Source organism: Pseudomonas sp. Au-Pse12 (assembly GCF_021341665.1).
Classification (GTDB): Bacteria; Pseudomonadota; Gammaproteobacteria; order Pseudomonadales; family Pseudomonadaceae; genus Aquipseudomonas.
Genome location: NZ_JAJTTH010000002.1, coordinates 555283 through 581217, shown reverse-complemented (window position 1 = coordinate 581217; position 25935 = coordinate 555283). Strand labels below are relative to the sequence as shown.

General features: G+C 62.9%; 28 protein-coding genes. 15 read left to right on the top strand and 13 right to left on the bottom strand.

The features are described 5' to 3' along the window. The first annotated feature begins 72 nt into the window (after positions 1-72). Positions 73-990: a LysR family transcriptional regulator gene (locus tag LXM55_RS07270; protein WP_233319766.1), complete on the top strand. Its 918-nt coding sequence runs from the start codon at positions 73-75 to the stop codon at positions 988-990. Positions 991-999: 9 nt separating this feature from the next. Here the strand turns inward: LXM55_RS07270 and LXM55_RS07265 are convergent, their stop codons facing one another. Further along, positions 1000-1446, bottom strand: a complete 447-nt coding sequence (locus LXM55_RS07265; RefSeq protein WP_047301890.1) for a DMT family transporter — start codon at positions 1444-1446, stop codon at positions 1000-1002. Between the two features lie 179 nt (positions 1447-1625). Here LXM55_RS07265 and moaC point away from each other — a divergent pair, with 179 nt between their 5' ends. From moaC to LXM55_RS07245, 4 genes are all read left to right on the top strand, one after another. Next, positions 1626-2099: a cyclic pyranopterin monophosphate synthase MoaC gene (gene moaC, locus LXM55_RS07260; protein WP_233319765.1), complete on the top strand. Its 474-nt coding sequence runs from the start codon at positions 1626-1628 to the stop codon at positions 2097-2099. Continuing rightward, entirely contained in the window at positions 2096-2338 is a 243-nt protein-coding gene (locus LXM55_RS07255; protein WP_233319764.1) for a MoaD/ThiS family protein, read from the top strand. The genes moaC and LXM55_RS07255 overlap by 4 nt, the downstream gene beginning before the upstream one ends. A gap of 1 nt (position 2339) precedes the next feature. After that, on the top strand, positions 2340-2792 hold the full coding sequence (moaE, locus tag LXM55_RS07250) for a molybdopterin synthase catalytic subunit MoaE (protein ID WP_233319763.1): 453 nt from the start codon (positions 2340-2342) through the stop codon (positions 2790-2792). A gap of 218 nt (positions 2793-3010) precedes the next feature. Then, positions 3011-3787, top strand: a complete 777-nt coding sequence (locus tag LXM55_RS07245; protein WP_129405415.1) for an ABC transporter substrate-binding protein — start codon at positions 3011-3013, stop codon at positions 3785-3787. Between the two features lie 93 nt (positions 3788-3880). On the opposite strand, the gene LXM55_RS07240 is transcribed toward LXM55_RS07245, so the two are convergent. The 5 genes from LXM55_RS07240 to LXM55_RS07220 form a co-directional block, all read right to left on the bottom strand. Next, on the bottom strand, positions 3881-4510 hold the full coding sequence (locus LXM55_RS07240; RefSeq protein WP_233319762.1) for a helix-turn-helix transcriptional regulator: 630 nt from the start codon (positions 4508-4510) through the stop codon (positions 3881-3883). 88 nt (positions 4511-4598) lie between these two features. Continuing rightward, positions 4599-5726, bottom strand: a complete 1128-nt coding sequence (locus tag LXM55_RS07235; RefSeq protein ID WP_233319761.1) for an NAD(P)/FAD-dependent oxidoreductase — start codon at positions 5724-5726, stop codon at positions 4599-4601. A 33-nt stretch (positions 5727-5759) separates the two neighbouring features. After that, the gene (locus LXM55_RS07230; protein WP_233319760.1) at positions 5760-6713 is read right to left on the bottom strand and encodes an ornithine cyclodeaminase family protein; all 954 of its coding nucleotides are present in this window, start codon (positions 6711-6713) and stop codon (positions 5760-5762) included. A 120-nt stretch (positions 6714-6833) separates the two neighbouring features. Next, the gene (gene rhlB, locus LXM55_RS07225; RefSeq protein WP_233319759.1) at positions 6834-8330 is read right to left on the bottom strand and encodes an ATP-dependent RNA helicase RhlB; all 1497 of its coding nucleotides are present in this window, start codon (positions 8328-8330) and stop codon (positions 6834-6836) included. A 97-nt stretch (positions 8331-8427) separates the two neighbouring features. Further along, positions 8428-9084 carry an alpha/beta hydrolase gene (locus tag LXM55_RS07220; RefSeq protein WP_233319758.1) on the bottom strand — a complete coding sequence of 219 codons (657 nt, stop codon included), beginning with the start codon at positions 9082-9084 and terminating at the stop codon, positions 8428-8430. Between the two features lie 473 nt (positions 9085-9557). Here LXM55_RS07220 and LXM55_RS07215 point away from each other — a divergent pair, with 473 nt between their 5' ends. The 4 genes from LXM55_RS07215 (at position 9558) to LXM55_RS07200 (ending at position 13716) form a co-directional block, all read left to right on the top strand. Continuing rightward, positions 9558-10586, top strand: coding sequence for an amino acid ABC transporter substrate-binding protein (locus LXM55_RS07215; protein ID WP_233319757.1), 1029 nt, complete (start codon positions 9558-9560; stop codon positions 10584-10586). Between the two features lie 65 nt (positions 10587-10651). Next, positions 10652-11833: an amino acid ABC transporter permease gene (locus LXM55_RS07210; protein ID WP_233319756.1), complete on the top strand. Its 1182-nt coding sequence runs from the start codon at positions 10652-10654 to the stop codon at positions 11831-11833. Between the two features lie 10 nt (positions 11834-11843). Further along, the gene (locus LXM55_RS07205; protein WP_233319755.1) at positions 11844-12941 is read left to right on the top strand and encodes an amino acid ABC transporter permease; all 1098 of its coding nucleotides are present in this window, start codon (positions 11844-11846) and stop codon (positions 12939-12941) included. A gap of 10 nt (positions 12942-12951) precedes the next feature. After that, positions 12952-13716 carry an amino acid ABC transporter ATP-binding protein gene (locus LXM55_RS07200; protein ID WP_041116093.1) on the top strand — a complete coding sequence of 255 codons (765 nt, stop codon included), beginning with the start codon at positions 12952-12954 and terminating at the stop codon, positions 13714-13716. Positions 13717-13781: 65 nt separating this feature from the next. Here the strand turns inward: LXM55_RS07200 and LXM55_RS07195 are convergent, their stop codons facing one another. Then, positions 13782-14264 carry a type II toxin-antitoxin system MqsA family antitoxin gene (locus LXM55_RS07195; protein WP_233319754.1) on the bottom strand — a complete coding sequence of 161 codons (483 nt, stop codon included), beginning with the start codon at positions 14262-14264 and terminating at the stop codon, positions 13782-13784. Positions 14265-14695: 431 nt separating this feature from the next. Between LXM55_RS07195 and LXM55_RS07185 the strand changes: the two genes are divergently transcribed. The 5 genes from LXM55_RS07185 to LXM55_RS07165 all read left to right on the top strand — a co-directional run bounded on the left by LXM55_RS07185 (position 14696) and on the right by LXM55_RS07165 (position 18629). Then, positions 14696-15355 (top strand): FadR/GntR family transcriptional regulator, encoded by a 660-nt coding sequence (locus tag LXM55_RS07185; protein WP_233319753.1) that lies wholly within the window; start codon positions 14696-14698, stop codon positions 15353-15355. Further along, positions 15345-16661: a CynX/NimT family MFS transporter gene (locus LXM55_RS07180; RefSeq protein WP_233319752.1), complete on the top strand. Its 1317-nt coding sequence runs from the start codon at positions 15345-15347 to the stop codon at positions 16659-16661. The genes LXM55_RS07185 and LXM55_RS07180 overlap by 11 nt, the downstream gene beginning before the upstream one ends. A gap of 99 nt (positions 16662-16760) precedes the next feature. After that, positions 16761-17231, top strand: coding sequence for a nuclear transport factor 2 family protein (locus LXM55_RS07175; protein WP_233319751.1), 471 nt, complete (start codon positions 16761-16763; stop codon positions 17229-17231). 54 nt (positions 17232-17285) lie between these two features. Next, a complete protein-coding gene (locus LXM55_RS07170) occupies positions 17286-17606 on the top strand; it encodes a GIY-YIG nuclease family protein (protein WP_233319750.1) in 321 nt (106 codons plus the stop codon). A gap of 87 nt (positions 17607-17693) precedes the next feature. After that, positions 17694-18629, top strand: a complete 936-nt coding sequence (locus tag LXM55_RS07165) for a glutathione S-transferase family protein (RefSeq protein ID WP_233319749.1) — start codon at positions 17694-17696, stop codon at positions 18627-18629. A 33-nt stretch (positions 18630-18662) separates the two neighbouring features. On the opposite strand, the gene LXM55_RS07160 is transcribed toward LXM55_RS07165, so the two are convergent. Both LXM55_RS07160 and yejK read right to left on the bottom strand, forming a co-directional pair. Further along, positions 18663-19016, bottom strand: a complete 354-nt coding sequence (locus LXM55_RS07160; protein WP_233319748.1) for a glutaredoxin family protein — start codon at positions 19014-19016, stop codon at positions 18663-18665. After that, entirely contained in the window at positions 19016-20020 is a 1005-nt protein-coding gene (gene yejK / locus LXM55_RS07155) for a nucleoid-associated protein YejK (protein WP_233319747.1), read from the bottom strand. The genes LXM55_RS07160 and yejK overlap by 1 nt, the downstream gene beginning before the upstream one ends. Before the next feature lie 394 nt (positions 20021-20414). On the opposite strand from yejK, the gene LXM55_RS07150 reads away from it, so the two are divergent. Further along, positions 20415-20696: an HU family DNA-binding protein gene (locus tag LXM55_RS07150; protein ID WP_003440137.1), complete on the top strand. Its 282-nt coding sequence runs from the start codon at positions 20415-20417 to the stop codon at positions 20694-20696. A 95-nt stretch (positions 20697-20791) separates the two neighbouring features. On the opposite strand, the gene rlmF is transcribed toward LXM55_RS07150, so the two are convergent. The 4 genes from rlmF to LXM55_RS07130 form a co-directional block, all read right to left on the bottom strand. Continuing rightward, complete coding sequence (gene rlmF / locus LXM55_RS07145) at positions 20792-21817, bottom strand: 23S rRNA (adenine(1618)-N(6))-methyltransferase RlmF (protein ID WP_233319746.1); 1026 nt, start codon at positions 21815-21817, stop codon at positions 20792-20794. A gap of 175 nt (positions 21818-21992) precedes the next feature. After that, complete coding sequence (locus tag LXM55_RS07140) at positions 21993-24839, bottom strand: valine--tRNA ligase (protein ID WP_233319745.1); 2847 nt, start codon at positions 24837-24839, stop codon at positions 21993-21995. Between the two features lie 119 nt (positions 24840-24958). Next, positions 24959-25447 carry a DNA polymerase III subunit chi gene (locus LXM55_RS07135; RefSeq protein WP_233319744.1) on the bottom strand — a complete coding sequence of 163 codons (489 nt, stop codon included), beginning with the start codon at positions 25445-25447 and terminating at the stop codon, positions 24959-24961. Between the two features lie 7 nt (positions 25448-25454). Beyond that, positions 25455-25883, bottom strand: coding sequence for a DNA polymerase III subunit chi (locus tag LXM55_RS07130; protein WP_233319743.1), 429 nt, complete (start codon positions 25881-25883; stop codon positions 25455-25457). Positions 25884-25935: the final 52 nt, after the last annotated feature.

Below are 25935 nucleotides of genomic sequence, written 5' to 3'. Positions count from 1 at the left end.
TTGCATCCGGGCCCTGGCCCCGGGTTATCCTGCGCTCCCGCCGCCGAGCATGTCCCAGTTGGAAAATACCGGATGCCCCGTGTTTCTCTGCGCAATATCGACCTGAATCTGTTGGTAATCCTCGATGCCTTGCTGACGGAAAAACATGTGACCCGCACCGGCGAGCGCCTGCACCTGAGCCAGCCGGCCATCAGCCATTCCCTGGGCAAGCTGCGGGTGCTACTGGATGATCCATTGCTGATCCGCCAGGGCAACGACGTGCTGCTCAGCCCGCTGGCCCGTAGCCTGCAGGCGCCCCTCAAGGAGATTCTCAGCCAGATCGAGACCTTGCTCGGCAAATCCCTGGACTTCGATCCGGCCACCTCTCAGCGGATCTTTCACTTGGCAATGTCGGATTACGGTGCGGCCATCGTGCTTCCCCGGTTGCTGGTGCGCCTGCGCGGTGAGGCGCCGTTGATGCGCCTGGTGGTGACCCAGGGCAGCCGCCACGAGATGTTCGAGCAGATTGCCCAGGGCCAGATTGACTTGGCCCTGGGGGTGTTTCCCAGCCTTGGGGAAGAGATCGTCAAGGAGGTGCTGTTCGAAGAGACCTTCTCTTGCCTGGTGGATGGCAGCACGTTGGGCGCGGAGCAAAGCCTGGATTTGAGCGCCTATCTGGCGCGTCCCCATTTGCAGGTGTCGATGGACGGTTGCTTCAACGGTGAGGTCGATCACCGCCTGGCAGACGAAGGCCTGCAGCGACAGATTGCGGTCAGCGTGCCCCATTGGGGGGCGGCGCCGAACATGATCCGTGGCACCGACCTGATCCTCACCGTAGCCAGCCGTACCCTGGATGAAGTCCCGCTGCAGCAGGGGCTGCTGCGCTTGACCCCACCGCTGAACATTGCGCCCTTCAAGTTCGTGCAGATCTGGCATTCGCGTTTCGGTGATGACCTGGCGCATCGCTGGTTGCGTGAGCAGGTCAGGCTGGCCAGCGTGTCCAAGGACTGAGGCGGCACCTCAGCCACGGGTGGTGATGACGAAGCCGCCGATCACCACCAGCACGCCGATCAGCTTCTGCAGGCTGATGTCCTTGCGTGGCAGGCCCACCAGCCCGAAGTAGTCGATGATCAGCGAGATCAGCAACTGGCCGATGATCACCACCATGATGAAATTCAGCGCCCCCAGGCGTGGCGCCATCAACAGCGCGACGGTGATGTAGAGCACTCCGGCCAGGCCGCCCATCCAGATCCACCAGGGGCCTTGCAGGGCGGCCATGAGATTGGGCTTGGGCACCTTGATGAACAGCAGCAGGACCCCCAGCACCAGCAGGCTGACCAGCAGCGAAACACCGGTGGCCCACAGTGGATGCCCCAGCAGGGTGCCCAGGCGGGCGTTGGTCCCGGCCTGGAGGGGCACGGCGAAACCGGCGAGCAGGCTGAGCAGGATCGAAACGAACAAGGCCATGAAGCGACTTCCTTTTTTGGATGTAGGCGCTGTTGTACGTTTATCCACGACCGGGCTCCAATTCGTTGTTCTGATGCGCCCTATTCGTCGGGCTGATTGCCGTTTCGCGCTGGCAGATGCCCCGTGCGAAAAATTGACCCGCAGGTTTACAATCGGCCCACCTGATCAGGAGTAACACCGTGCTGACTCATCTCGATTCCCAAGGGCGCGCCAATATGGTCGACGTCACCGACAAGGCCGTGACCTTTCGCGAGGCGGTGGCCGAAGCCCGGGTGCGCATGCTCCCGCAAACCTTGCAGATGATCGTCAGTGGCGGTCACCCCAAGGGCGATGTGTTCGCCGTGGCGCGCATCGCCGGGATCCAGGCGGCGAAGAAGACCAGCGAACTGATTCCCCTGTGCCACCCGCTGCTGCTGACCAGCGTCAAGGTCGAACTCAGTGCCGAAGGCGAGGACAGCGTGCGCATCGTGGCGCGTTGCAAGCTGTCGGGGCAGACCGGGGTGGAGATGGAGGCGTTGACCGCCGCCAGCGTCGCCGCGTTGACGATCTATGACATGTGCAAGGCCGTGGACCGCGGCATGATCATCGAAGGCGTGCGGGTACTGGAGAAAACCGGCGGCAAGAGCGGCCAATACCGGGTGGCTGACGCATGAAGATCCAGGTCAGGTTTTTCGCCCGCTACCGTGAGGCGCTGGGGCTCGATGCCCTGGAGATCGAAGGGGCGTTTGCGTGTGTCGACGATGTGCGCCAGGCGCTGTTGGCCCGTGATGGGGCCGCCGTGCTCGCCGAACAGAACCTGATGTGCGCCCGTAACGAGGATCTGTGCCAGCTGGACGAACCCCTGGCGGACGGCGATGAAGTGGCGTTCTTCCCCACCGTGACTGGAGGCTGAGATGGCGATTCGTGTGCAAGCCGCGGCCTTCGATCCCGGCGCCGAAGTCAACGCTATGCATGCCGCCAATACCGGGGTTGGCGCGGTGGTCAGTTTTGTCGGCTACGTGCGCGACTTCAATGACGGCCAGGACGTGCACGGGATGTTCCTGGAGCATTACCCGGGCATGACCGAAAAGGCCCTGGGCAAGATCGCGGCTGAAGCCGAGCAGCGCTGGCCACTGCTGCAACTGGAAGTGCTGCACCGCATCGGCGCCTTGGAGCCGGGCGAGCCCATTGTCTTCGTCGGCGCGGCCAGTGCCCATCGCCAGGCGGCCTTCGATGCCTGCGCCTTTGTCATGGATTATCTGAAGACCCGGGCGCCGTTCTGGAAAAAGGAAAACACCGCCGACGGCCCGCGCTGGGTGGAAGGCCGCGACAGTGATCACGCTGCGGCCGAGCGCTGGAAAGACTGATCCCCTGATGCCTGCCGGCGGGGCCTGAGCCCGCCGTAATCCAACCTGCAATCGACTGCGACTGTTCCCGCCGACCGCTGGGGACAAGTCGCTGCGCGCGCCGTTGACGATATGTACGTAAAAGTCCAGTATGGAATTACAAGTACAAATATTGCGTCTCCCGTTTCACCCCTTCCTTCTGTCTTGCCAAACCAACAACAACCCGCGAGAGAACGAACATGAAAAAATTCCCCCTCATCAGTGGCCTGGCCTTGAGCCTGTTGGCGTGCAGCAGCCTGATGGCTGCCGAGAAAACCCTGCGCCTGGGCATCGAGGCGGCTTATCCGCCGTTCGCCTTCAAGACCGCCGACGGCAAGATTGGCGGTTTCGACTACGACATCGGCAATGCCCTGTGCGCGCAGATGCAGGTCAAGTGCGAGTGGATCGAGGGCGAGTTCGACGGCCTGATTCCCTCGTTGAAGGTGAAGAAGATCGACGCCGCGCTGTCCTCCATGACCATCACCGCGGAACGCCGCAAATCGGTGGATTTCACCCACAAGTACTACTTCACCTCGTCGCGCCTGGTGATGAAGAAGGGCGCGGTGGTGGATGACCAGTACGCCAGCCTCAAGGGCAAGACCGTGGGTGTGCAACGTTCCACCACCACCGATCGCTTCGCCACCGAGGTCTTCGAGCCCAAGGGCATCAAGGTGGTGCGCTACAGCAACAACGAAGAGATCTACATGGACCTGGCGGCGGGGCGCCTGGACGCGATTTTCGCCGACACCATTCCCCTGGACGATTTCCTGTCGATGCCACGCGGCGCCGACTACGCCTTTGTCGGGCCCGAGTTGAAGGATCCGAAGTACGTTGGCGAAGGCGCGGGGATCGCGGTGCGCAAGGGCAACAGTGAACTGGTGGGCGAGTTGAACAAGGCCATCGATGAGATTCGCGCCAAGGGTGAGTATCAGAAGATCCAGGCCAAGTACTTCAAGTCGGATATTTATGGAGATTGAGAGAGTACGGCGTTCTTGAGGGCGCTTTCGCGAGCAAGCTCGCTCCTACAGGGATAGGCAATTGCGTGTAGGGGCGGGCTTGCTCGCGATCATTTACTGTCCCTTCAATTCCTTCAGGTGCTTGTACACCGTGGCCCGGCCCATGTTCAGCACGTTGGCCACGTAGTTGGAGGCGCTCTTGCCCTTGAAGGCGCCCTCGGCGTGCAGCGCCAGCACCAGCTCGCGCTTGTGGTCGCGGGTCAGCAGGTTCAGCCCCAGCTGGCGTTCGCGCAGCCAGTTGTGCAGGAAGGTGTTGATGCGTTCCTGCCAGTCGTCGCGAAACAGCGAGTCGGGCTGGGGAATCAGTTTGCTCGGTGAGAGAAACAGGTCCAGCGCCGCCTTGGCGTTTTCCAGCAGCGAGATGTTCAGGTTGATGCACAGCACGGCCATTGGCTGGCCCTGGCTGTCGCGCAGCACGCTGCTGAGGCTACGGATCTTCTGACCGTCCCAGTTGAGCTTTTCATAGGGGCCAATGTTGCGTTCCTCGCTGTCGCCGCTGAGCAGGTCTTCCAGGGCCGCGTCGTCGCCCACTTCGCGCTTGGACAGGTTGTTGGCGATGTAGTCGATCTTCTGCGTGCGCAGGTCGTGGAGCACCACCTCGGCGTGAGGGAAGAACAGCGTGGCAATGGCATCGGCAATCGCCCGGAAATTGTCCAGGGCAGGGTCCTTTGCGGGTGAGGTCATGGGTCGTACTCCAGGCGGCATCGGCGCCCGCCGTTGGCGGGCGCTGGGAGTGTGCCGCAATCGTTCGGGCGCGTCATCTTGAGGGCCTTCAGCCGAGGCGGGCAGGGGACAACATGGCGGGCGTGAGGCCGAAGCGGGCCAGCTGTTCCGGCAGCGGCTGGCCACGCACCAGGGCGGCGCTGGCCTGGCCCATGGCCGGGGAGGTCTGGATGCCGTAGCCGCCTTGCCCGGCAACCCAGAACAGCCCGGGCACCTGTGGGTCGAAACCGGCCAGCAGGTCGCCGTCGCTGACAAAGCTGCGCAGGCCGGCCCAGGTCCGGGTCGGACGTCGGATGCTCAGGGTGGTGGCCTCTTCGATCTGGTAGATGCCCAGGGCAATGTCCAGCTCCTCGGGCTGCACATCATGGGGTTCGACCGGGTCGGCGTTGGCCGGCGAGCCGAGGAACATGCCGGCGTCGGGCTTCATGTAGAAGGATTCGTCCAGGCTCACCAGCATCGGCCAGTGGTGAGTATCGAGCCCTTCCGGGCCGGCGAAAATAAACGCCGCGCGGCGCTTGGGTTGCAGGCCCAGGCGGCGGGCGCCGGCCATGGCGCCGATCTGGTCGGCCCAGGCGCCGGCGGCGTTGATCAGCAGGGGGGCGCTGAAGGTCTGGCCGCTGGTTTGGACCTGCCACAGCCCTTGTTCATCACGGCGCAATCCCAGCACTTCATGGTCGGTATGGACCTGGCCCTGATGGCGGCGAATGCCCCGCAGGTAGCCCTGGTGCAGGGCGTCGGTGTCGATGTCGCTGGCACTGGGGTCGTAGAGGGCCCCGTGGACCTTTTCGCGGCGCAGGATCGGCAGGCGGGCGCAGGCTTCGTCAGCGCTCAGGCGTTGCATCTCCGGCACCGTGGCCTTGGCGCTGAGGTACTGACTGTTCAGTTCGGCCGGGTCACCGTTGAAGTCCACGGTCATTTCACCCCGTGGCGTCAGCAGTGGGTGTTCGCAGAAACCTTCTGGCGGGTGGTCGAAAAAGTCCCGGCTGGCCAGGGTCAGGGCGCGCACCTGGGCAGTGCCATAGGCGGCGGTGTAGAGCGCGGCGGAGCGGCCGGTGGAGTGGTAGGCCGGGTGCGACTCGCGTTCCAGCACGATGACCCGGCCGTGGCGCGACAGCCAGTAACCGGTGGAGGCCCCGGCGATACCGCCGCCGATGATGATGAAATCTGCCTGGGTCATTGATAACTCCGGAAAAGATGCAGGTGACGGGGCTTATGGCTGGCGCTGCAAGTGGTACAGGGCATTGGCCAGGGCGATGTCTTCCAGGCCCAGGCCGATGGAGCGGAAGAACACGTGGCGCTCGGCGTTGGGGCGCCGGGCCTGGCCGCTGAGCAGCTCGGGCAGGTCACCGAGAATCGCTGCGCTGTCCCAGCCGTGCTGTTCGCTGGCGATCAGCATTTCTCCAGCCGAGCCCGGGGTGGTGCGCCGGTAGTCGCAGTAGACCTGCAGTTCCGGCAGGGCCGCGGGCGGTACTTCATGGGCCCGTGGCGCGTTGGTGCTGATGGAGGTGATCAGCGCCGGCTGGCCGAGGCGGCGCGGATCGATCACCGGCCCGGCGGACGAAGTGCAGAGCATGATCACGTCGGCGTCTTTGAGCGCCTCTTCCAGCTCGGGGACCAGTTGCAGGCGTGGGTCGAGGGCCTTGAGCCGCGCAAGGTCCTCGGCGGACTTGCGAGCCAGGCTTGGGGAATAGAGGCGGATGCTCTGCCATTGGCGCAGATCTTTCACATAGTGCAGGTGAGCCTGGGCGACCGCGCCGCTGCCGATGATTGTCAGGTGCCGGGCCTCGGGCCTGGCCAGAGCCTCGACGGCGACCGCCGTGGTCGCGGCGGTGCGCGCGGTGGTCAGTTCGGCGGCGTCGCACAGCAACAGCGGCTGGCCGCTGTCCATGGACATCAGCAGGGTCCAGGCGGTGACCAGCGGGCCTTCGGCGCGGACGATGTAGGGTGAAGTCTTGACCCCGTACACCCGATCTTCAGCCAGCACCCCCAGGTAGTTGATGAAGTCGCCGGCGCCCTGGGGAAACTCCACCAGCTGTTGCGCCGGCTGTACGGCGAGCCCGGCGGCCAGGTCGCGGAACAGTTTGCGCAAAATCCGCGGGACGTCGATCTGCCCGAGCAACTGGCGAGCTTCGGGCCGGGCAATCAGGTAGGGCGTGCTGGACATGCAAGGGTTCCCATCAAATTAAACTAATTTGTCCATTATGGACTTTTAGTTTTTGCGGGCAATATCCAGGCGAAAAAAAACGCAGCCGGTGATGGCTGCGTTTTTTTGGTGTGCCCGTTATCAGGCTTGCGGGCGTTTGCGCTCTACAGGGCGCAGCAGTTCGGCGGGCGGCATCTCGCAGCTGATCTTGCGTCCCAGCAGGGCTTCGATCGATGGCAGCTGGTAGGAGTCGTCCTCGCCGGCGAAGCTGATGGACACGCCGTCGGCCCCGGCACGCCCGGTACGGCCGATGCGGTGCACGTAGTCGTCCGGCACTTCCGGCAGGGTGAAGTTGATCACGTGGCTGATGCCGTCGATGTGAATGCCGCGACCGGCCACGTCGGTGGCCACCAGCACCCGGATCTTGCCTTCGCGGAAGCCTTCCAGGGTCTTGATCCGCTTGTGCTGCGGCACGTCGCCAGACAGCTGGGCGGCGTTCACCCCATCGCGTACCAGGCGTTCTTCGATGCGCCGCACTTCATCCTTGCGGTTGGCGAAGACCATGACCCGTTCCCAGCCATTGTCGGTGACCAGGTTGTACAGCAGCTTGTACTTGTCGGCGCCGGCCACGGCATAAATATGCTGTTCGACGTTTTCACTGGCGACGTTCTCGGCTTCGATCTCGACGATCGCCGGATCGGTGGTCCATTGCTTGGCCAGGTTCATCACGTCATCGGTGAAGGTGGCCGAGAACAGCAGGGTCTGGCGTTCGCTCTTGGGCGGGGTCTGGCGGATGATCTGCCGCACCTGCGGGATGAAGCCCATGTCGAGCATGCGGTCGGCTTCGTCCAGCACCATCACCTCGACCATGTCCAGGTGCACGTCGCCGCGCTGGTTGAAGTCCAGCAGACGGCCCGGGGTGGCCACCAGGATGTCGCAGTGGCGGGCTTCCAGATGCTTGAGCTGCTTGTCGAAATCCATGCCGCCGACGAAGGTCATGACGTTGAGGCCGGTGTACTTGGTCAGCGCCGCGGCGTCCTTGGCGATCTGCACCACCAGTTCCCGGGTCGGGGCAATGATCAGCGCCCGTGGCTCGCCCATGTAGCGCTCTTTAGGCGGCGGGGTTTGCAGCAGCTGGGTGATGATCGAAACCAGGAATGCCGCAGTCTTGCCGGTGCCGGTCTGGGCCCGGCCGATGGCATCCTTGCCCGCCAGGGTATAGCCCAGCACCTGGGCCTGGATCGGCGTGCAATAAGGAAAGCCCAGGTCCTGGATGGCGTGCATCAGTTCCGGTGCCAGCTTGAAATCGTGGAAGCGGGTCTTGCCTTCCTGGGGTTCGACCACGAAGTCTTCGAGTTTCCAGGTGCTGACCGGCGGTTTTGGCGCGCGCGGACGGCGCGGCTGCTCAGGCTTGGGTTGCTCGGCCTTGGGCTTCTCTTGGCGTGGCGCTTTGGGAGCAGAAGGGGCGGCCGGTGTGTTCACCGGTTCTTTTTTAGCTGCGGTAGCGGGTGCGCTCCGTTCCGGCTGACGGCCGTCATTGCGGCTGCTGGAACTGGGGGAAGGGGCACTGGGGCTTGGCGCGAGCGGCTCAGCCTCGCTTTTACCGAAGATTTTCTTGAGTGCTTTGAGCACGGTCATCTCATCAATTGGTTAAGGAATGTACGCCGGCCAGTGTAATGCAAGAAACGGGCGCGGCGTAGTCTGTTGCTCGCCGGGGGCGCGGGAGGCGGATTTTCTAGCGTAAACGCTCGCTCAACCAGGTGCCGATGTCGCGGATTTCCTCTGGTAACACCTCGTGTTCCATTGGGTATTCCTGCCATGTCACGGTGACACCATGCTGCTTCAGGTACTCATAGGCGGTGCGGCCCATGGCGTTCTGCACCACTTCGTCGTACTGGCCGTGCAGCGACAGTACCGGAATCCGCTGCTGGCTGGCCGAAAGTTGCAGTTCATCGCTGAAGGTCGGGGCGTAGGTGGACAGGGCAAGTACGCCACCCAGTGGCCCCTGCCATTTGAGGAAGGCGGTGTGCAGCACAACAGCGCCACCTTGGGAGAACCCCGCGAGGAAAATGCGTGATGCGTCTATTCCGCTGGTGCGCTGTTCTTCGATCAGTCTGATGACCTCATCAGACGATTCTTCGAGCTGTTCGCGACTGATCGCACGAGCCGGGTTCATGGCCAAAATGTCGTACCAGCTGGGCATGGCATATCCGCCATTGATGGTCACTGCCCGGGTCGGCGCCTGGGGCAGGACGAAGCGCGTGCTCAGCAGGGTTTCCTGCAGCATCTCGGCCACCGGCAAGAAGTCGTAACGGTCCGCTCCCAGGCCATGAAGCCAGATCACACAGGCATCTGCGGGCTTGCTGGGCTGAAGAATCAAGGGCTCGGTCATGGCTGCTCCATTTATGTGCGTGCGCGCTGATTGGGTGCGTGATTGAGGGGCGCGCCCGGTTGATCGGTGAAGAAGATGTCGCCCGGTTGAACGTTTTGCTATTGACCACTGGCTGAAACGCTTTAGCCGTGACTGTGGTACGGGCTTTGCTATGAGGCAGAAAGAGGAATCGAAGTGAACGCCCTTTCCGCCGGCGGTAACACTAGCAGGCTACCGCCGTCGATGGGATAGCCAACCTCCTCTGATAAAGGTTCGCCAATGGCCGCTACGGGCTCTGCGAACTGCGAAGGGCTACAGCCCGTTCGGCCGATTGGTGAGAAGTAGGCCCCCCATTACGTGGATTTCTCCTACTAGACTCATAGCGAAGGTCTTACGCCGCTTGACCCTATAAAAAAGCCTACACGGGTCAGCGCCTCAAGAGGGCGCGGCAGGACTCAAGCTCCGACACAACAAGAGCAAAATTGGAGGTTTTAATGAAGATGTTGAAATCCACCCTGGCCGTCGTCACGGCGGCTACGGTTCTGGGTATGAGCGGTTTCGCACAGGCGGGTGCGACCCTCGATGCAGTACAGAAGAAAGGATTCGTACAGTGCGGTGTCAGTGACGGGTTGCCGGGTTTCTCGGTACCGGACGCTACAGGCAAGATCCTCGGCATCGATGCCGACGTCTGCCGCGCGGTGGCTGCCGCGGTATTCGGCGACGCGACCAAGGTCAAGTTCAGCCAGTTGAATGCCAAGGAGCGCTTCACGGCGCTGCAGTCCGGCGAAATCGACGTGCTGTCGCGCAACACCACCTGGACCAGCTCCCGCGACGCGGGCATGGGCCTGATGTTCGCCGGCGTCACTTATTACGACGGCATCGGCTTCCTGGTGAACAACAAGCTGGGGGTGAAAAGTGCCAAGGAGCTGGACGGTGCGACCATCTGTATTCAAGCCGGTACCACCACCGAGCTGAACGTGTCGGACTACTTCCGCGGCAATGGCCTGAAATACACCCCGATCACCTTCGATACCTCCGATGAAAGCGCCAAGTCGCTGGAGTCCGGGCGCTGCGACGTGCTCACCTCCGATAAGTCCCAGCTCTATGCACAGCGCAGCAAACTGGCGACCCCGACCGATTATGTCGTACTGCCGGAAACCATCTCCAAGGAGCCTTTGGGCCCGGTGGTGCGTAAAGGCGACGAAGAGTGGTTCAGCATCGTTAAGTGGACCCTGTTCGCCATGCTCAACGCCGAAGAGGCGGGCATCACCTCGAAAAATGTCGAGGCTGAAGCCAAGTCCACCAAGAACCCTGATGTAGCACGTCTGCTGGGCGCGGACGGCGAATACGGCAAAGACCTGAAACTGCCGAAGGACTGGGTAGTACAGATCGTCAAGCAAGTAGGTAACTACGGTGAAGTGTTCGAGAAAAACCTCGGCAAGAGCACGCCACTGGCCATCGACCGCGGCCTGAACGCGCTGTGGAACAACGGCGGCATCCAATACGCACCACCTGTGCGCTGATGGTTCTATCACCCGGCGGGCCAACCGCCGGGTGATGTTCTGTTCCATTATTCCTGGGGCACTTCATGCAAAATACAATCGGCGCACCCAAGCAGAGGCTTAGCCTCAGCGATCCGCGTGTGCGCGCCTGGCTGTTCCAGATCATCACCCTTGTGGCGGTGGTTTCGCTGGGCTGGTTTCTGTTCGACAACACGCAAACCAACCTCCAGCACCGGGGTATCACCTCGGGTTTCGACTTTCTTGAGCGCAGCGCCGGTTTCGGCATCGCTCAACACCTGATTGCCTACACCGAAGCGGACAGCTATGCCCGGGTCTTCGTCATCGGCCTGCTCAACACACTGCTGGTGACGGTCATCGGGGTGATCCTGGCGACCCTGCTGGGGTTCATCATCGGGGTGGCGCGGCTGTCGCCGAACTGGATCATCAGCAAGCTGGCGACGGTGTATGTGGAGGTGTTTCGCAACATTCCGCCGCTGCTGCAGATCCTGTTCTGGTACTTCGCGGTGTTCCTGACCATGCCGGGGCCGCGCAACAGCCACAACTTCGGCGACACCTTCTTCGTCAGCAGCCGGGGCCTGAACATGCCGGCGGCGCAAATGGCCCCGGGGTTCTGGGCGTTTGTGGCGAGTGTGGTGCTGGCCATTGTCGCCATCGTGCTGATGTGCCGCTGGGCCAACAAACGCTTTGAAGCCACAGGCGTGCCGTTCCACAAGTTCTGGACCGGGCTGGCACTGCTGCTGGTGATTCCGGCGTTGTGCACGCTGCTCTTCGGTTCGCCGGTGCATTGGGAGTTGCCGAAGCTGCAAGGCTTCAACTTCGTTGGCGGCTGGGTGCTGATTCCCGAACTCCTGGCCCTGACCCTGGCCCTGACCGTCTACACCGCGGCGTTCATCGCCGAGATCGTGCGCTCCGGGATCAAGTCGGTGAGCCACGGCCAGACCGAGGCGGCCCGTTCCCTGGGGCTGCGCAACGGCCCGACCCTGCGCAAGGTGATCATTCCCCAGGCCCTGCGGGTGATCATTCCGCCGCTGACCAGCCAATACCTGAACCTGGCGAAGAACTCGTCCCTGGCCGCCGGTATCGGCTACCCGGAAATGGTCTCGCTGTTTGCCGGCACGGTGCTCAACCAGACCGGCCAGGCCATCGAGGTCATTGCCATCACCATGAGCGTGTACCTGGCGATCAGCATCAGCATTTCCCTGCTGATGAACTGGTACAACAAGCGCATTGCGCTGATCGAGCGGTGAGGAAGCGCCCATGACGACTCATACTTTCAAGCCTGATATGCCGCCGCCCAGCCGCAGCATTGGCGTGCTGGCGTGGACGCGCGCCAACCTGTTCTCCAATTGGCTCAACACGCTGTTGACCCTGTTCGCCTTCTACCTGATCTACCTGGTGGTGCCGCCGCTGCTGCACTGGGCGATCCTCGACGCCAACTGGGTCGGCACCACCCGTGCCGATTGCACCCAGGGCGGCGCCTGCTGGGTGTTCATCCAGCAGCGTTTCGGCCAGTTCATGTACGGCTACTACCCGGTGGAATTGCGCTGGCGGGTGGACCTGACCGTGTGGCTGGCGGTGATCGGTGCCGCACCGTTGTTCATCTCGCGCTTTCCGCGCAAGGCGATCTACGGGCTGTGCTTCCTGGTGGCGTACCCGATCATTGCCTACAGCCTGTTGCACGGCGGCTACCTGGGCCTGAGCAATGTCGCCACCAGCCAGTGGGGCGGCCTGATGCTGACCCTGGTGATCGCCACGGTGGGGATTGCCGGAGCCCTGCCCCTGGGGATCCTGCTGGCGCTGGGACGGCGTTCCAACCTGCCGGCGATTCGCGTGGTCTGCGTGACCTTCATCGAGTTCTGGCGCGGCGTGCCGCTGATCACCGTGCTGTTCATGTCCTCGGTGATGCTGCCGCTGTTCCTGCCCGAGGGCATGAACTTCGACAAGCTGCTGCGGGCCCTGATCGGGGTGATCCTGTTCCAGTCGGCCTACGTGGCCGAGGTGGTGCGCGGTGGCCTGCAAGCCATTCCCAAGGGCCAGTACGAAGCGGCGGCGGCCATGGGCCTGGGCTACTGGCGGGCCATGGGCCTGGTGATTCTGCCGCAGGCCCTGAAGCTGGTGATTCCCGGCATCGTCAACACCTTCATCGCCCTGTTCAAGGACACCAGCCTTGTGATCATCATCGGCCTGTTCGACCTGCTCAACAGCGTCAAGCAGGCCGCCGCCGACCCCAAATGGCTGGGCATGGCCACCGAAGGCTATGTCTTCGCGGCCCTGGTGTTCTGGATTTTCTGTTTTGGTATGTCCCGCTACTCCATGCATCTGGAGCGTAAGTTGGACACAGGCCACAAGCGTTAGGAGTATCTCCATGAGTGAAGCGAGCAAAAAGCCTGTGGGCCCTGAAGGCATTATTCAGATGCAGGGTGTGAACAAGTGGTACGGCCAGTTCCACGTGTTGAAGGACATCAACCTCAACGTCCGCCAGGGCGAGCGCATTGTCCTGTGCGGGCCTTCGGGCTCGGGCAAGTCGACCACCATCCGTTGCCTCAACCGCCTGGAAGAGCACCAGCAGGGGCGCATCGTGGTGGACGGCGTGGAGCTGACCAACGACCTCAAGCAGATCGAGGCCATTCGCCGGGAAGTGGGCATGGTGTTCCAGCACTTCAACCTGTTCCCGCACCTGACCATCTTGCAGAACTGCACCCTGGCGCCGATGTGGGTGCGCAAGATGCCCAAGCGCAAGGCCGAGGAAATCGCCATGCATTACCTGGAGCGGGTGCGCATTCCGGAGCAGGCCAACAAGTACCCGGGCCAGCTGTCCGGTGGCCAGCAGCAACGGGTGGCGATTGCCCGCGCGTTGTGCATGAAGCCCAAGATCATGCTGTTCGACGAACCGACCTCGGCTCTGGACCCGGAAATGGTCAAGGAGGTGCTGGACACCATGATCGGCCTGGCCGAAGACGGCATGACCATGCTCTGCGTGACCCACGAAATGGGCTTCGCGCGCACCGTGGCCAACCGGGTGATCTTCATGGACAAGGGCGAAATCGTCGAGCAGGCGGCACCCAACGACTTCTTCGACAACCCGCAGAACGACCGCACCAAGCTGTTCCTGAGCCAGATCCTGCATTGATCCTGATGCACGGCTGGCGCTGACGATAAACCCGGACTGGTTCCGGGTTTATTTTTGCCTGGCGTTCAACTGCCGGCAGCGCCGAGCTGTGGTTCGGGAGGGACGCCCAAGGCTGAGGGCGCCAGCTGTGGTTCGCTGAGCTCCAGTACGTCCTTCATCAACTGAGGGTGGCGGTCCAGCAGGCGCATCAGCATGTACAGCGGTTGGGGCGCGCTGACTTCGCCGCGCTCGTAACGGGAAAAGGCATTGTGCCCGCCGCCGGACAGCAGCCTGACCGCTTCTTTTTGCGAGAGGTGCAGCTTGCGGCGGATGCGTTTCATGTCCGCGGCAACGCGCTGCCGGTAATCTTCCAGCAACTGGTCGCCCGCGGCGGCGTAGCGTTGCGCGCTGGCGGCGTCGAATTCGATTTCACCGCATTCCTGGCATTCCCAGCCCGCCAGGCCATGGAGGTGACGCAACAGGTGCCGGTAGTCGATGAGCTCGCTGCGCTGCTCGAACTCCAGCATGCCGGTCGGAGCGCCGCAGCTGTAGCATTGTTGTCGTTTCATGTCTCTGCCTCCTTGAAGGCGATCACGGAAGGCCCTGCACCGGGGCGGTAGGTGACCTTGATGTAGAGCGTCCAGTGGTCGATGCGGGTGTAATACAGGTCCTGCCACAGCCGATGTCGCTATAGGTGGTCATCGATTTGTTGAACATGCTGCCCTGGAGCCCGGCCATCACTCGTTGCATGGTGGCCAGGGACAATCCGAGTTCCTTGCCGAACGACCTGCGCCTTGATCAGCGAGAGGTCGTAGTGAGGTGTTTTCGTTTCCATGAGACACCCTTGAGGCTGACTCGAAATTACCCTTAAAGGGTTTTTTGTCAGGGCCTGTTTGAATTGGCGAAAGTGCCTCCTCCAGCCTAAAACGTTGAACTCTGAGAAAGGGCTGAATACCATGTCGGACAATTCGTCCGATGATTGGATGAAAGAGTGAGTTGAATGAGCGAAATCTCCCCCCTGATCAAACGTTCTCTGGTCGACCAGGCCCTGGAACAGTTGCGCCTGCGCATCACCCGTGGCACCTGGGCGGTGGGCCAGCGCCTGCCCACCGAGCCGGAACTGGCCAGTGAGCTGGGTATCAGCCGCAATACCGTGCGCGAGGCCATGCGCGTCCTGGCGTTTTCCGGGCTGATCGAGATCCGCCAGGGCGATGGCAGTTACCTGCGGGCGGTGGCCGATCCGCTGGACATGCTCCAGGCCCTGTCGCAGTGCTCCCTGGAACAGGCCCGGGAAACCCGGCAGATCCTCGAAGTGGAGGCGGTCGGCCTGGCGGCCCTGCGCCGCACCGAGGAAGACCTGCAGGAGCTGAGCGCAGCCCTGCACGTCAGTGGCGGGCACTTTCACGGCGACCTGGAAAGTTACATCGCCTGTGACCTGGTGTTTCACCAGCGTCTGGTGGATGCCGCCCACAACCCGACCCTCAGCCAGCTGTACCGCTACTTCTCCAGCGTGGTCGGCGCGCAGTTGCGCCAGACCTTGACCGTGACGCCCAGGCGCCAGGAGGTCTTCGACCGCCACCAGCACTTGCTGGACGCCATCGAGCAACGCGACCCCGAGCGGGCCAAGAGCATTTCCCGCCAGTTGATCAATGAATCCTGAATCCGAGACCTTCATGTCCAATCACCAGGCCCCCCCGAATACCCCGTCTGCTCCTCGGCGTTCTGCCGAGCTCGAAGAGCTGCTGATCGACGCCGAGGCCGATGACGAGGAGCTTCAGCAGGCCCCGCCCGCGGTGCGTCGGCCCTGGCTGTTGCTGCTGGGGCTGATCCTGGTGGCGCTGAACCTGCGTCCGGCGCTGTCGAGCATGGCGCCGCTGCTCAGCGATGTGTCGCAGCAGCTGGGGCTGTCGGCCGCCAAGGCCGGCCTGCTGACCACTCTGCCGGTGCTGTGCCTGGGCTTGTTCGCGCCTTTGGCGCCGCTGCTGGCCCGGCGTTTTGGCGCCGAGCGCGTGGTCCTGGGCATCCTCATGACCCTGGCCCTGGGCATCGTGCTGCGCAGTTCCCTGGGTGAGTTCGGCGTCTTTGCCGGGAGCATCCTGGCCGGCGCCAGCATTGGGGTGATCGGGGTACTGCTACCGGGCATCGTCAAACGTGACTTTGCCCGGCACGCGGGCACCATGACGGGGGTCTACACCATGGCCTTGTGCCTGGGGGCGGCGATGGCGGCTGGGGCCACCGTGCCCCTGAGCCAGCACTTCGGCAACAACTGGGCCATGGGCCTGGGCTTCTGGGTCGTGCCGGCCATGGTGGCGGCGCTGTTCTGGTTGCCCCAGGTGGGGCAGAAACACGGCGCCCATCATGTGGTCTTCCGTGTACGCGGCTTGCTGCGCGACCGGCTGGCCTGGCAGGTGACCCTGTACATGGGGCTGCAGTCCTCCCTGGCCTACATCGTCTTTGGCTGGTTGCCGTCGATCCTGATCGGCCGTGGGCTGAGCCCGACTCAGGCTGGCCTGGTGCTGTCCGGCTCGGTGATCGTGCAACTGGCCAGTTCGCTGGCCGCGCCCTGGCTGGCGACCCGAGGCAAGGACCAGCGCCTGGCCATCGTGATCGTCATGCTGATGACCCTGGGTGGGCTGTTCGGTTGCCTGTACGCGCCCATTGACGGCTTGTGGGGCTGGGCGATCCTGCTGGGCCTGGGGCAGGGAGGCACCTTCAGCCTGGCCCTGACCCTGATCGTCCTGCGTTCGCGGGACCCTCATGTGGCCGCCAACCTGTCGAGCATGGCCCAGGGCATCGGCTACACCCTGGCGTCCATGGGGCCCTTCGCGGTGGGCCTGGTACACGACTGGACCGGTGGCTGGAGCGCCGTGGGCTGGATTTTCGCGGTACTGGGTTGCGGTGCGATCGTCGCTGGGTTGGGCGCTGGCCGTGCGCTGTATGTGCAGGCGCAGAGCGAGAGAATCTGACGGGCTTGAGTCCCGGTATTTGCGGGGCAAATGCCGGTAGTGTTCACGGGGCTTGCGGATTATTGTGCTGCATCCCCCTTGCCCTTTCGGAGTCCGCTCATGAGTGATGCCCACCGCGCCCTGATCACCGAGTTCTACCAGGCCTTCCAGCGCCTCGATGCCGAGGCCATGAGCGCCTGTTATACCGAGGATGTGCTGTTCAGCGATCCGGCCTTCGGTGAATTGCGCGGACGTGATGCCGGCGACATGTGGCGCATGCTCACCACCCGGGCCAAGGACTTTTCCCTGACGTTTGATCAGGTGCGTGCCGACGAGCGTTCGGGTGGCGCGCACTGGGTCGCCACCTACCTGTTCAGCCAGACCGGCAACACCGTGGTCAATGACATTCAGGCGCGCTTCGTGTTTCGCGACGGCAAGATCTGCGAGCACCACGATCATTTCGATATGTGGCGCTGGGCGCGTCAGGCCCTGGGGGCCAAGGGGCTGTTGCTGGGCTGGACGCCGCTGGTCAAAAATGCCGTTCGCACCCAGGCCCGCAAAGGCCTCAAGGCCTTCCAGAGCGGTCGCTGAGCGTCATCCTCTGCTAAGATCGCGGCTTGTTTTCCACAGGCCTCGATTCTTTTTGTGAGCAGCCCCGATCCAACCCCCGCGATTGCCGCCGAGCGGTCTGCGCCCGACAGCAAACCCTGGTTTGTGTACCTGGTACGCGCGGCCAATGGTGCCCTCTACTGCGGCATCAGCGACGACCCGCTGAAGCGCTTCGCCAAGCACCAGAGCGGCAAGGGCGCGCGCTTCTTTCTCTCCAGCCCGGCGGTGGCCCTGGTCTACACCGAAGCCTGCCGCGACAAGGGCGAGGCCCTGCGCCAGGAGCGGCTGATCAAGAAACTCAGGAAGAGCGCCAAGGAGTGCCTGGTGGCTTCTGCCGGCGCCACGGCATCACTCTGACTGATAGGTTCTCATCAGTTGGATCTGTAGGCCGTCAAGGGATTGCGCGCTAAGCTCAGCGCTCTCCCTCTTCCGGCGGACCCCAGCATGTCAGAGTTGATCCTGCACCATTACCCGACCTCTCCCTTTGCGGAAAAAGCCCGCTTGCTGCTGGGTTTCAAGGGCCTGTCCTGGCGCTCCGTGAAGATTTCCCCGGTCATGCCCAAACCCGACCTGACGGCCCTGACCGGCGGCTATCGCAAGACCCCGGTGTTGCAGATCGGGGCGGATATCTATTGCGACACGGCCTTGATCGCGCGCCGCCTGGAGTGGGAAAAAGCCTCGCCGGCGCTGTTCCCCGAAGGCCAGGAAATGATCAGCGCGACCTTCGCCGCCTGGGTCGACTCGGTGGTCTTCCAGCATGCGGTGACCCTGGTGTTCCAGCCCGAATCGGCGGCTGTGCGCTTTGGCAAGCTGGCGCCGGAAGCGGTCAAGGCCTTCATGGCCGACCGCGCCGGGCTGTTCAGTGGCGGCAGCGCCAGCCGTCTGCCCCTGGACGTGGCCAAGCATCAGTGGCCGACCCTCATGGCGCGTCTGGAGCAGCAACTGCAGCGCGAGCCGGGAGACTTCCTGTTTGGCGAGCCGTCGATTGCCGATATCGCCCTGGCTCACCCGCTGTGGTTCCTCAAGGGCACGCCGGTGACCGCACCGCTGGTGGACGAGTACCCGGCGGTATCCGCCTGGTTGGCGCGGGTGCTGGGTTTTGGTCATGGCTCCTGCACCGAGATGAGCGCCGAAGAGGCCCTTGAGGTATCGCGCAGCGCAACGCCGGCGCCGCTGCCGGATGAGCGGTTTGTCGATCCCAACGGCTTTGTGGCAGGGCAGCAGGTGGTGATTGCTGCGACCGACTATGGCGTCGATCCGGTGGCGGGTGAGTTGCTGTTTGCCGGTACTGAGGAGTTGATCCTGCGTCGCGAAGATTCGCGTGCCGGCGTGGTGCACGTGCACTTCCCGCGGTTGGGTTTCCGCATCCAGGCGCAGTGAGCCACATCTGTAGGAGTTGGCAAGCGCCTCCCGCTAAGGTTGCAGCGCCGCCAGGATGGCATCGGGATCGTAGGTGCGGATCAGAGTGCCATTCACATCGAGGATCGGAATCCCGGCACCGCCCAGGGCGGTATAGGCCTTACGTGCCTCGGCATCTTTCTCGATATCGAACTCGCGGTAGGGAATGCCCTTCTGATCGAGAAAGCGCCGGGTGGCCTTGCAGTAGCCGCACCAGTCGGTGGCGTACAACACCACCCGGGCCTGGCTGCGGATCGCTTCGCTGACCACCGCCGAAGGGTTGAACAGCCGCTCGATCTTGCCCCAGTGCTGGTAGATCACCACCACCAGCAGGATCAGCAGGAACTTCTTCAATACCCCCTGGAGCATCAGTTGCGGCGCTTGAGCTGGTCGGTCAGCTGGGTTGGCAGGCCCTTGATGATCAGGGTCCCGGCTTCTTCGTCGTACTCGATTTTCGAGCCCAGCAGATGGGCTTCGAAGCTGATGGACAAGCCTTCGGCGCGGCCGGTGAAGCGGCGGAACTGATTGAGGGTGCGCTTGTCCGCGGGAATCTCTGGCGACAGCCCGTAATCCTTGTTGCGGATGTGATCGTAGAACGCCTTGGGGCGATCCTCGTCGATCAGTTCCGAGAGCTCTTCCAGGCCCATGGGTTCGCCGAGCTTGGCCTGGCTGCTGGCGTAGTCCACCAGGGTCTTGGTTTTCTCCCGGGCGGAGTCTTCCGGCAGGTCTTCGCTTTCGACGAAGTCACTGAAGGCCTTGAGCAGGGTACGGGTCTCGCCCGGGCCGTCGACCCCTTCCTGGCAGCCGATGAAGTCGCGGAAGTACTCCGAGACCTTCTTGCCGTTCTTGCCCTTGATAAAGGAGATGTACTGCTTGGACTGCTTGTTGTTCTGCCACTCGGAGATGTTGATCCGTGCTGCCAGGTGCAGCTGGCCCAGGTCCAGGTGGCGCGACGGTGTCACGTCCAACTGGTCGGTCACCGCCACGCCTTCGCTGTGGTGCAGCAGGGCGATGGCCAGGTAATCGGTCATGCCCTGCTGGTAGTGGGCAAACAGCACGTGGCCACCCACCGACAGGTTGGATTCTTCCATCAGCTTCTGCAGGTGCTCCACTGCCACCCGGCTGAACGTGGTGAAGTCCTGGCCGCCGTCCAGGTACTCCTTCAGCCAGCCGCTGAAGGGGAACGCGCCGGACTCGGGATGGAACAGCCCCCAGGCTTTGCCCTGTTTGGCGTTATAGCTTTCATTGAGGTCGGCGAGCATGTTCTCGATGGCCGCGGACTCTGCCAGTTCGGAGTCTCGGGCGTGCAGGACTGCGGGGCTGCCGTCGGGTTTTTTGTCGATCAGGTGGACGATGCAATGACGGATCGGCATGGGCTTCTCGGCTGATTGAAGGGGGAGGGCGGGCTCCCCGAAAAAGTGCCCAGTGTACCGCACCCATTGGTTTTGGCGCGGTTTGCCGGGTGATGAACGGCTCGTCGGTAACGCTTATGCAATTTTTTACCGATTTAGAGCAATAAAGCTGACCAAATGGCTAGGTAGAAGCGGATATTTCCCCGTCTGTGTGCTAGTTTTGCCCCGTCTTACGCGATGTCTCAGCGTTAAGCGTGCATTCAGCATTTGTCGGGTCGAACCAAACCCTGATTTCGGTATCTATAACCCCGATCCGTCGTGGTTGTAACCGGGGTGCCAGATTCACAAGATCTGGCTCGATGGCTGACACTGCACTCTGCAATCCAAATGAATTTGATAGGGAAGGAACACCACAATGGCTATTACTAAAGACCAACTGATCGCTGATATCGCTGAAGCTATCGACGCGCCGAAAACCACCGCGCGTAACGCCCTGGACCAACTGGCTCAGATCGTTGCTGATCAATTGGAAAATGGCGGCGAAATCACTCTGCCAGGTATCGGCAAACTGAAAGTGACCGAGCGTCCTGCCCGTACTGGCCGTAACCCATCGACTGGCGCTGCCATCGAAATCGCTGCCAAGAAAGTTATCAAGCTGGTTGTGGCTAAAGGCCTGACCGACGCTGTTAACAAGTAATACTTGCAGTGAAACCGTGCTCAGAAGTTTTCCGGGCACGGTTTGTGTAACACCGATTCACGCAAGGTGAATCGTCGCTCGATCCCCCCGTCTCTTCAGTTCTTCCTCACCCAGCGTTCCTGACTCCAGGCCTGTTGCTGTGCCTTGTCCTTGAAGGTCCAGGCGACGAAGCGGCTCTGTTTCTGGCCTTGGGACATTTCCACTACCTGGCTTTCCAGGGCTCCGGCCTTTTTCAACGCGCTTTCAATCGCCGGCAGGTTCGAGGCCTTCGACACCAGGGTGCTGAACCACAGCACTTGCTGGCCGACGCCTGCACTCTCGCTGATCAACTGGCTGACGAAGCGGATTTCGCCGCCTTCGCACCAGAGTTCCCGGGCCTGCCCACCAAAGTTCAGCACCGGCAGCTTGCGCTTGGGATCGGCCTTGCCCAGGGCTCGCCATTTGCGCTGGCTTCCCCGGGTGGCTTCATCCAGGGACGCGTGGAACGGCGGGTTGCACAGGGTCAGGTCGAAGCGTTCGGCGCTTTCCAGCAGGCCGTTGAGGATCTGCTTGGGATTGCCCTGCTGGCGCAGGCTGATGGCCTTGTTCAAGCCGTTGGCCTGGACAATGGCCTTGGCGGCGGCCAGGGCTGTGCTGTCGATGTCTGAACCGAGGAACTGCCAGCGGTAGTCGCTGTAGCCGATCAGTGGATAGATGCAGTTGGCGCCGACCCCGACATCCAGCACCCGCACGGCCGCGCCATGAGGGATTTCCCCCTGGTTGTGGCTGGCCAGCAGGTCGGCGAGGAAGTGCACATAGTCGGCGCGACCGGGCACAGGCGGGCACAGGAAGTCCGCCGGAATGTCCCAGTGGGCAATGCCGTAGAAGGTCTTGAGCAGGGCGCGGTTGAAGACTCGTACGGCAGCCGGGTCGGCGAAGTCGATGCTTTCCTTGCCGTAGGGGTTGAGGATCACGAACTGCCCCAGCTCCGGGGTGCTCTTGATCAGTTGCGGGAAGTCGTAACGCCCCTGGTGACGATTGCGCGGATGCAGGCTGGCCTTTTCCCGGGGCACGGTGGTTTTGGCCGGGGAGGCGGGCTTGGGCTTCTTGCGCGGAGGCTTGGGTGTGCTGGGGGCGGTCATGGGGGATCGATTCGGGGGTGGTTCAAAGTGGCGGGCATTGTCCCACAGGAGCAGCGGTAAGTTTCAAGCAACGAGCGACAAGTGATGCAAGCGTGCCTCCTCGCTAGCTAAGGCAAGGCGCATAAAAAAGGGAGGCCTATGCAGGCCTCCCTCTTTCACATCGCGCGAATCGCCGTTACAGGCTGGAAATCCGTGCGTGCTGTTCCGCCAGCTTGCCCAGGGCCTGTTCGGCCTCGGCCAGTTTGGCGCGTTCCTTCTCGATCACTTCGGCCGGTGCCTTGTCGACGAAAGAGGCGTTGGACAGCTTGCCGCCCACGCGCTGCACTTCGCCTTGCAGGCGCTGGATTTCCTTGTCCAGGCGTGCCAGTTCGGCGCCCTTGTCGATCAGGCCTGCCATCGGCACCAGCACTTCCATCTCGCCCACCAGGGCGGTGGCGGACAGCGGTGCTTCCTCGCCGGCTGCCAATACAGTGATGGATTCGAGGCGGGCCAGCTTCTTCAGCAGGGCTTCGTTCTCGGTCAGGCGGCGCTGGTCTTCGGCACTGGCGTTCTTCAGGAACAGGGCCAGGGGCTTGCCCGGGCCGATGTTCATTTCCGCGCGAATGTTGCGGGTGCCGAGCATCAGGCCCTTGAGCCATTCGATGTCGTCTTCGGCGGCCTGGTCGATGCGTGCTTCATTGGCCACCGGCCAAGGCTGCAGCATGATGGTCTTGCCCGTGCTGCCTGCCAACGGTGCCAGGCGCTGCCAGATTTCCTCGGTGATGAACGGCATGAACGGATGCGCCAGGCGCAGCGCCACTTCCAGCACGCGCACCAGGGTGCGACGGGTGCCGCGCTGGCGTTCAACCGGCGAGTTCTCGTCCCACAGCACCGGCTTGGACAGCTCCAGGTACCAGTCGCAGTACTGGTTCCAGATGAACTCGTACAGGGCCTGGGCGGCTAGGTCGAAGCGGAACTGGTCGAGCTGGCGGGTGACTTCGGCTTCGGTGCGCTGCAGCTGCGAGATGATCCAGCGGTCTGCCAGGGACAGCTCGTAGGCCTCGCCGTTCTGGCCGCAGTCCTCGCCCTTGTCCAGCACGTAGCGCGCGGCGTTCCAGATCTTGTTGCAGAAGTTGCGGTAACCCTCGACGCGGCCCATGTCGAACTTGATGTCGCGACCGGTGGTGGCCAGGGAGCAGAAGGTGAAGCGCAGGGCGTCGGTGCCGTAGCTGGCGATGCCGTCGGCGAATTCGGCGCGGGTCTGCTTCTCGATGGCTTTCTGCAGCTTGGGCTGCATCAGGCCGGTGGTGCGCTTCTGCACCAGGGTTTCGAGGTCGATGCCGTCGATGATGTCCAGTGGGTCGAGGACGTTGCCCTTGGACTTGGACATCTTCTGGCCCTGGCCGTCGCGGACCAGGCCGTGCACGTACACGGTCTTGAACGGAACCTGCGGCGTGCCGTCCTCGTTCTTCACCAGGTGCATGGTGAGCATGATCATCCGGGCGACCCAGAAGAAAATGATGTCGAAGCCGGTGACCAGCACGTCGGTCGGGTGGAAGGTCTTGAGGAAGTCGGTCTGCTCCGGCCAGCCCAGGGTGGAGAAGGTCCACAGGCCCGAGCTGAACCAGGTGTCGAGCACGTCGTTGTCCTGCTGCAGGGCAACGTCCGGACCGAGGTTGTGCTTGGCCCGGACTTCGGCTTCGTCGCGGCCGACATAGACCTTGCCCGACTCGTCGTACCAGGCCGGAATGCGGTGGCCCCACCACAGCTGGCGGCTGATGCACCAGTCCTGGATGTCGCGCATCCAGGAGAAGTACATGTTCTCGTACTGCTTGGGCACGAAGGCGATGCGGCCGTCTTCCACGGCAGCGATGGCAGGCTCGGCCAGAGGCTTGGTGGAGACGTACCACTGGTCGGTGAGCCACGGCTCGATCACGGTACCGGAGCGGTCGCCCTTCGGCACTTTCAAGGCATGGTCGTCGACGCTGACCAGCAGGCCGGCGGCGTCGAAGGCAGCGACGATCTGCTTGCGCGCTTCGAAGCGGTCCAGGCCGACGTATTCGCTCGGGATCTTGCCGTCGATGGTTTCGTTGAGGCTGCCGTCCAGGTTGAACACCTGGCAGGCCGGCAGCACGGCGGCATTCTTGTCGAAGATGTTCAGCAGCGGCAGGTTGTGGCGCTTGCCGACTTCGTAGTCGTTGAAATCGTGGGCCGGGGTGATCTTCACGCAGCCGGTGCCGAACTCAGGGTCGCAGTAGTCGTCGGCGATGATCGGGATGCGGCGGCCGACCAGGGGCAGTTCCACGAACTTGCCGATCAGGGCCTTGTAACGCTCGTCTTCGGGGTTCACCGCGACGGCGGAGTCGCCGAGCATGGTTTCCGGACGGGTGGTGGCGACGATCAGGTAGTCGTTACCTTCAGCGGTCTTGGCGCCGTCGGCCAGTGGGTATTTCAGGTTCCACAGGAAGCCTTTCTCGTCGTGGTTTTCCACTTCCAGATCGGAAATCGCCGTGTGCAGCTTGGTGTCCCAGTTCACCAGGCGCTTGCCGCGGTAGATCAGGCCGTCTTCGTGCAGGCGCACGAAGGCTTCCTTGACCGCTTCCGAGAGACCGTCGTCCATGGTGAAGCGCTCGCGGCTCCAGTCCACGGAGGAGCCCAGGCGGCGGATCTGGCGGCTGATGTTGCCCCCGGACTGATCCTTCCATTCCCAGACTTTTTCGAGGAATTTTTCCCGGCCCAGATCGTGGCGATTCTGGCCCTGGGCTTCGATCTGGCGCTCCACCAGCATCTGCGTGGCGATACCGGCGTGGTCGGTACCCGGCTGCCACAGGGTGTTGCGACCCTGCATGCGGCGGAAGCGGATCAGGGCGTCCATGATCGCGTTGTTGAAGCCGTGGCCCATGTGCAGGCTGCCGGTGACGTTCGGCGGCGGGATCATGATGGTGTAGGAGTCGCCCGCGCCTTGCGGGGCGAAGTAGTTCTCGGACTCCCAGGTCTGGTACCAGGAAGTTTCAATGGCGTGCGGCTGGTAGGTCTTATCCATGCGCGGCGGGACCCTATTGGCATTTATTCAGGAAAAGCCGGGAAGTATAGCGGAGGGGGGCGGCAGCAAGCCACAAGCGGCAAGCGACAAGATGGCCATGCCCGGCTTTTGCGTGTGGCTTATGGTTTGCCGCTGGTGGCTGCTGCGAGCAGGCGTTCCAGGCGGGCGTCGAGGCGACGCTTGATCTCGGTTTCGATGTGCGGGGCGAAGTCGTCGATCACGTCTTGCATGATCAGTTGCGCGGCGGCGCGCAGTTCGCTGTCCAGGTGCAGCAAGGCATCGGCCTGGTTGCTGGCCGACTCAGGCTTGGCTGCAGCGGCAGCGGCAGCGGCCGGGGCAGCAGGAGCGGGGGTTGGAGCCGGTGCCGGAGGCGCCACTTGCGCCGGGGCTGGCGCGGGTTGTGGTTTGGCGGGGGCGGCTTGAACAGCTTGAGCGGCGGCAGGTTGCTGGTTGCCCACCATGTCGAACAGCAGAGGGATCTGTACTTCGCTGCTGACGGTCTCGGTCAGCAGCGGCGGTTGCAGGTTTTCATCGCCGAGCAGTTGGCGGATGGACTCAAGGTCATCCAGCAGGTGCGTGGGCTTTTGCAGCGGATTGGGAGTGTCCATCGGGTGCTCAGAGTCGCTGTAAACGGTGATCTTGCAGAGGATAGCCCTGTTCGCGGTAGAAACGGAAACTCTCGCGGGCCGCCTGACGAATAGTCGGGTCTTCCACCACCACCTCGGCAATTCGGGCGAAGCGCGGGGCGAAGGCGGGCACCTTGAGGTCCAGGTTCACCAGCAGGTCATTGTGCGCGCCGGGGTCCTGGCCCAGGCCGAGGACGATCAGGCCTTCGGGTTCGCTTTCCGCCGGGCCGTGGGGGATGAAGGTTTCGCCCTTGAAGCGCCACAGGCGGGCGTCGAGCTCGTCCCGTTGCGCCGCATCGCTGCAATGCAGGTAGATGCGGTGGCCCATGCGCCAGGCCTTGTCGGTGAGCTTGCAGGCAAAGTCCAGGCGCGCCGCAGGGTCCGCGCTGGGAAGAATATAGAAGTCGACTTTGGTCATTGGGGTTCCTGAGCCGGAGAGGGCGCCGCCTTCACGCGGCGCCCCTTTCGGT

Coding starts and splice junctions, on each gene's coding strand:
- LXM55_RS07135 (WP_233319744.1), bottom strand. CDS start 25,447: ATGGACACTCCCAATCCGCTGCAAAAGCCCACGCACCTGCTGGATGAC.
- LXM55_RS07175 (WP_233319751.1), top strand. CDS start 16,761: ATGAGTGATGCCCACCGCGCCCTGATCACCGAGTTCTACCAGGCCTTC.
- rlmF (WP_233319746.1), bottom strand. CDS start 21,817: ATGACCGCCCCCAGCACACCCAAGCCTCCGCGCAAGAAGCCCAAGCCC.
- LXM55_RS07245 (WP_129405415.1), top strand. CDS start 3,011: ATGAAAAAATTCCCCCTCATCAGTGGCCTGGCCTTGAGCCTGTTGGCG.
- LXM55_RS07215 (WP_233319757.1), top strand. CDS start 9,558: ATGAAGATGTTGAAATCCACCCTGGCCGTCGTCACGGCGGCTACGGTT.
- LXM55_RS07130 (WP_233319743.1), bottom strand. CDS start 25,883: ATGACCAAAGTCGACTTCTATATTCTTCCCAGCGCGGACCCTGCGGCG.
- LXM55_RS07180 (WP_233319752.1), top strand. CDS start 15,345: ATGAATCCTGAATCCGAGACCTTCATGTCCAATCACCAGGCCCCCCCG.
- LXM55_RS07205 (WP_233319755.1), top strand. CDS start 11,844: ATGACGACTCATACTTTCAAGCCTGATATGCCGCCGCCCAGCCGCAGC.
- LXM55_RS07160 (WP_233319748.1), bottom strand. CDS start 19,016: ATGCTCCAGGGGGTATTGAAGAAGTTCCTGCTGATCCTGCTGGTGGTG.
- LXM55_RS07150 (WP_003440137.1), top strand. CDS start 20,415: ATGGCTATTACTAAAGACCAACTGATCGCTGATATCGCTGAAGCTATC.
- LXM55_RS07255 (WP_233319764.1), top strand. CDS start 2,096: ATGAAGATCCAGGTCAGGTTTTTCGCCCGCTACCGTGAGGCGCTGGGG.
- LXM55_RS07220 (WP_233319758.1), bottom strand. CDS start 9,084: ATGACCGAGCCCTTGATTCTTCAGCCCAGCAAGCCCGCAGATGCCTGT.
- LXM55_RS07210 (WP_233319756.1), top strand. CDS start 10,652: ATGCAAAATACAATCGGCGCACCCAAGCAGAGGCTTAGCCTCAGCGAT.
- LXM55_RS07195 (WP_233319754.1), bottom strand. CDS start 14,264: ATGAAACGACAACAATGCTACAGCTGCGGCGCTCCGACCGGCATGCTG.
- LXM55_RS07185 (WP_233319753.1), top strand. CDS start 14,696: ATGAGCGAAATCTCCCCCCTGATCAAACGTTCTCTGGTCGACCAGGCC.
- LXM55_RS07265 (WP_047301890.1), bottom strand. CDS start 1,446: ATGGCCTTGTTCGTTTCGATCCTGCTCAGCCTGCTCGCCGGTTTCGCC.
- LXM55_RS07270 (WP_233319766.1), top strand. CDS start 73: ATGCCCCGTGTTTCTCTGCGCAATATCGACCTGAATCTGTTGGTAATC.
- LXM55_RS07240 (WP_233319762.1), bottom strand. CDS start 4,510: ATGACCTCACCCGCAAAGGACCCTGCCCTGGACAATTTCCGGGCGATT.
- LXM55_RS07230 (WP_233319760.1), bottom strand. CDS start 6,713: ATGTCCAGCACGCCCTACCTGATTGCCCGGCCCGAAGCTCGCCAGTTG.
- yejK (WP_233319747.1), bottom strand. CDS start 20,020: ATGCCGATCCGTCATTGCATCGTCCACCTGATCGACAAAAAACCCGAC.
- LXM55_RS07140 (WP_233319745.1), bottom strand. CDS start 24,839: ATGGATAAGACCTACCAGCCGCACGCCATTGAAACTTCCTGGTACCAG.
- LXM55_RS07200 (WP_041116093.1), top strand. CDS start 12,952: ATGAGTGAAGCGAGCAAAAAGCCTGTGGGCCCTGAAGGCATTATTCAG.
- LXM55_RS07235 (WP_233319761.1), bottom strand. CDS start 5,726: ATGACCCAGGCAGATTTCATCATCATCGGCGGCGGTATCGCCGGGGCC.
- rhlB (WP_233319759.1), bottom strand. CDS start 8,330: ATGACCGTGCTCAAAGCACTCAAGAAAATCTTCGGTAAAAGCGAGGCT.
- moaE (WP_233319763.1), top strand. CDS start 2,340: ATGGCGATTCGTGTGCAAGCCGCGGCCTTCGATCCCGGCGCCGAAGTC.
- LXM55_RS07165 (WP_233319749.1), top strand. CDS start 17,694: ATGTCAGAGTTGATCCTGCACCATTACCCGACCTCTCCCTTTGCGGAA.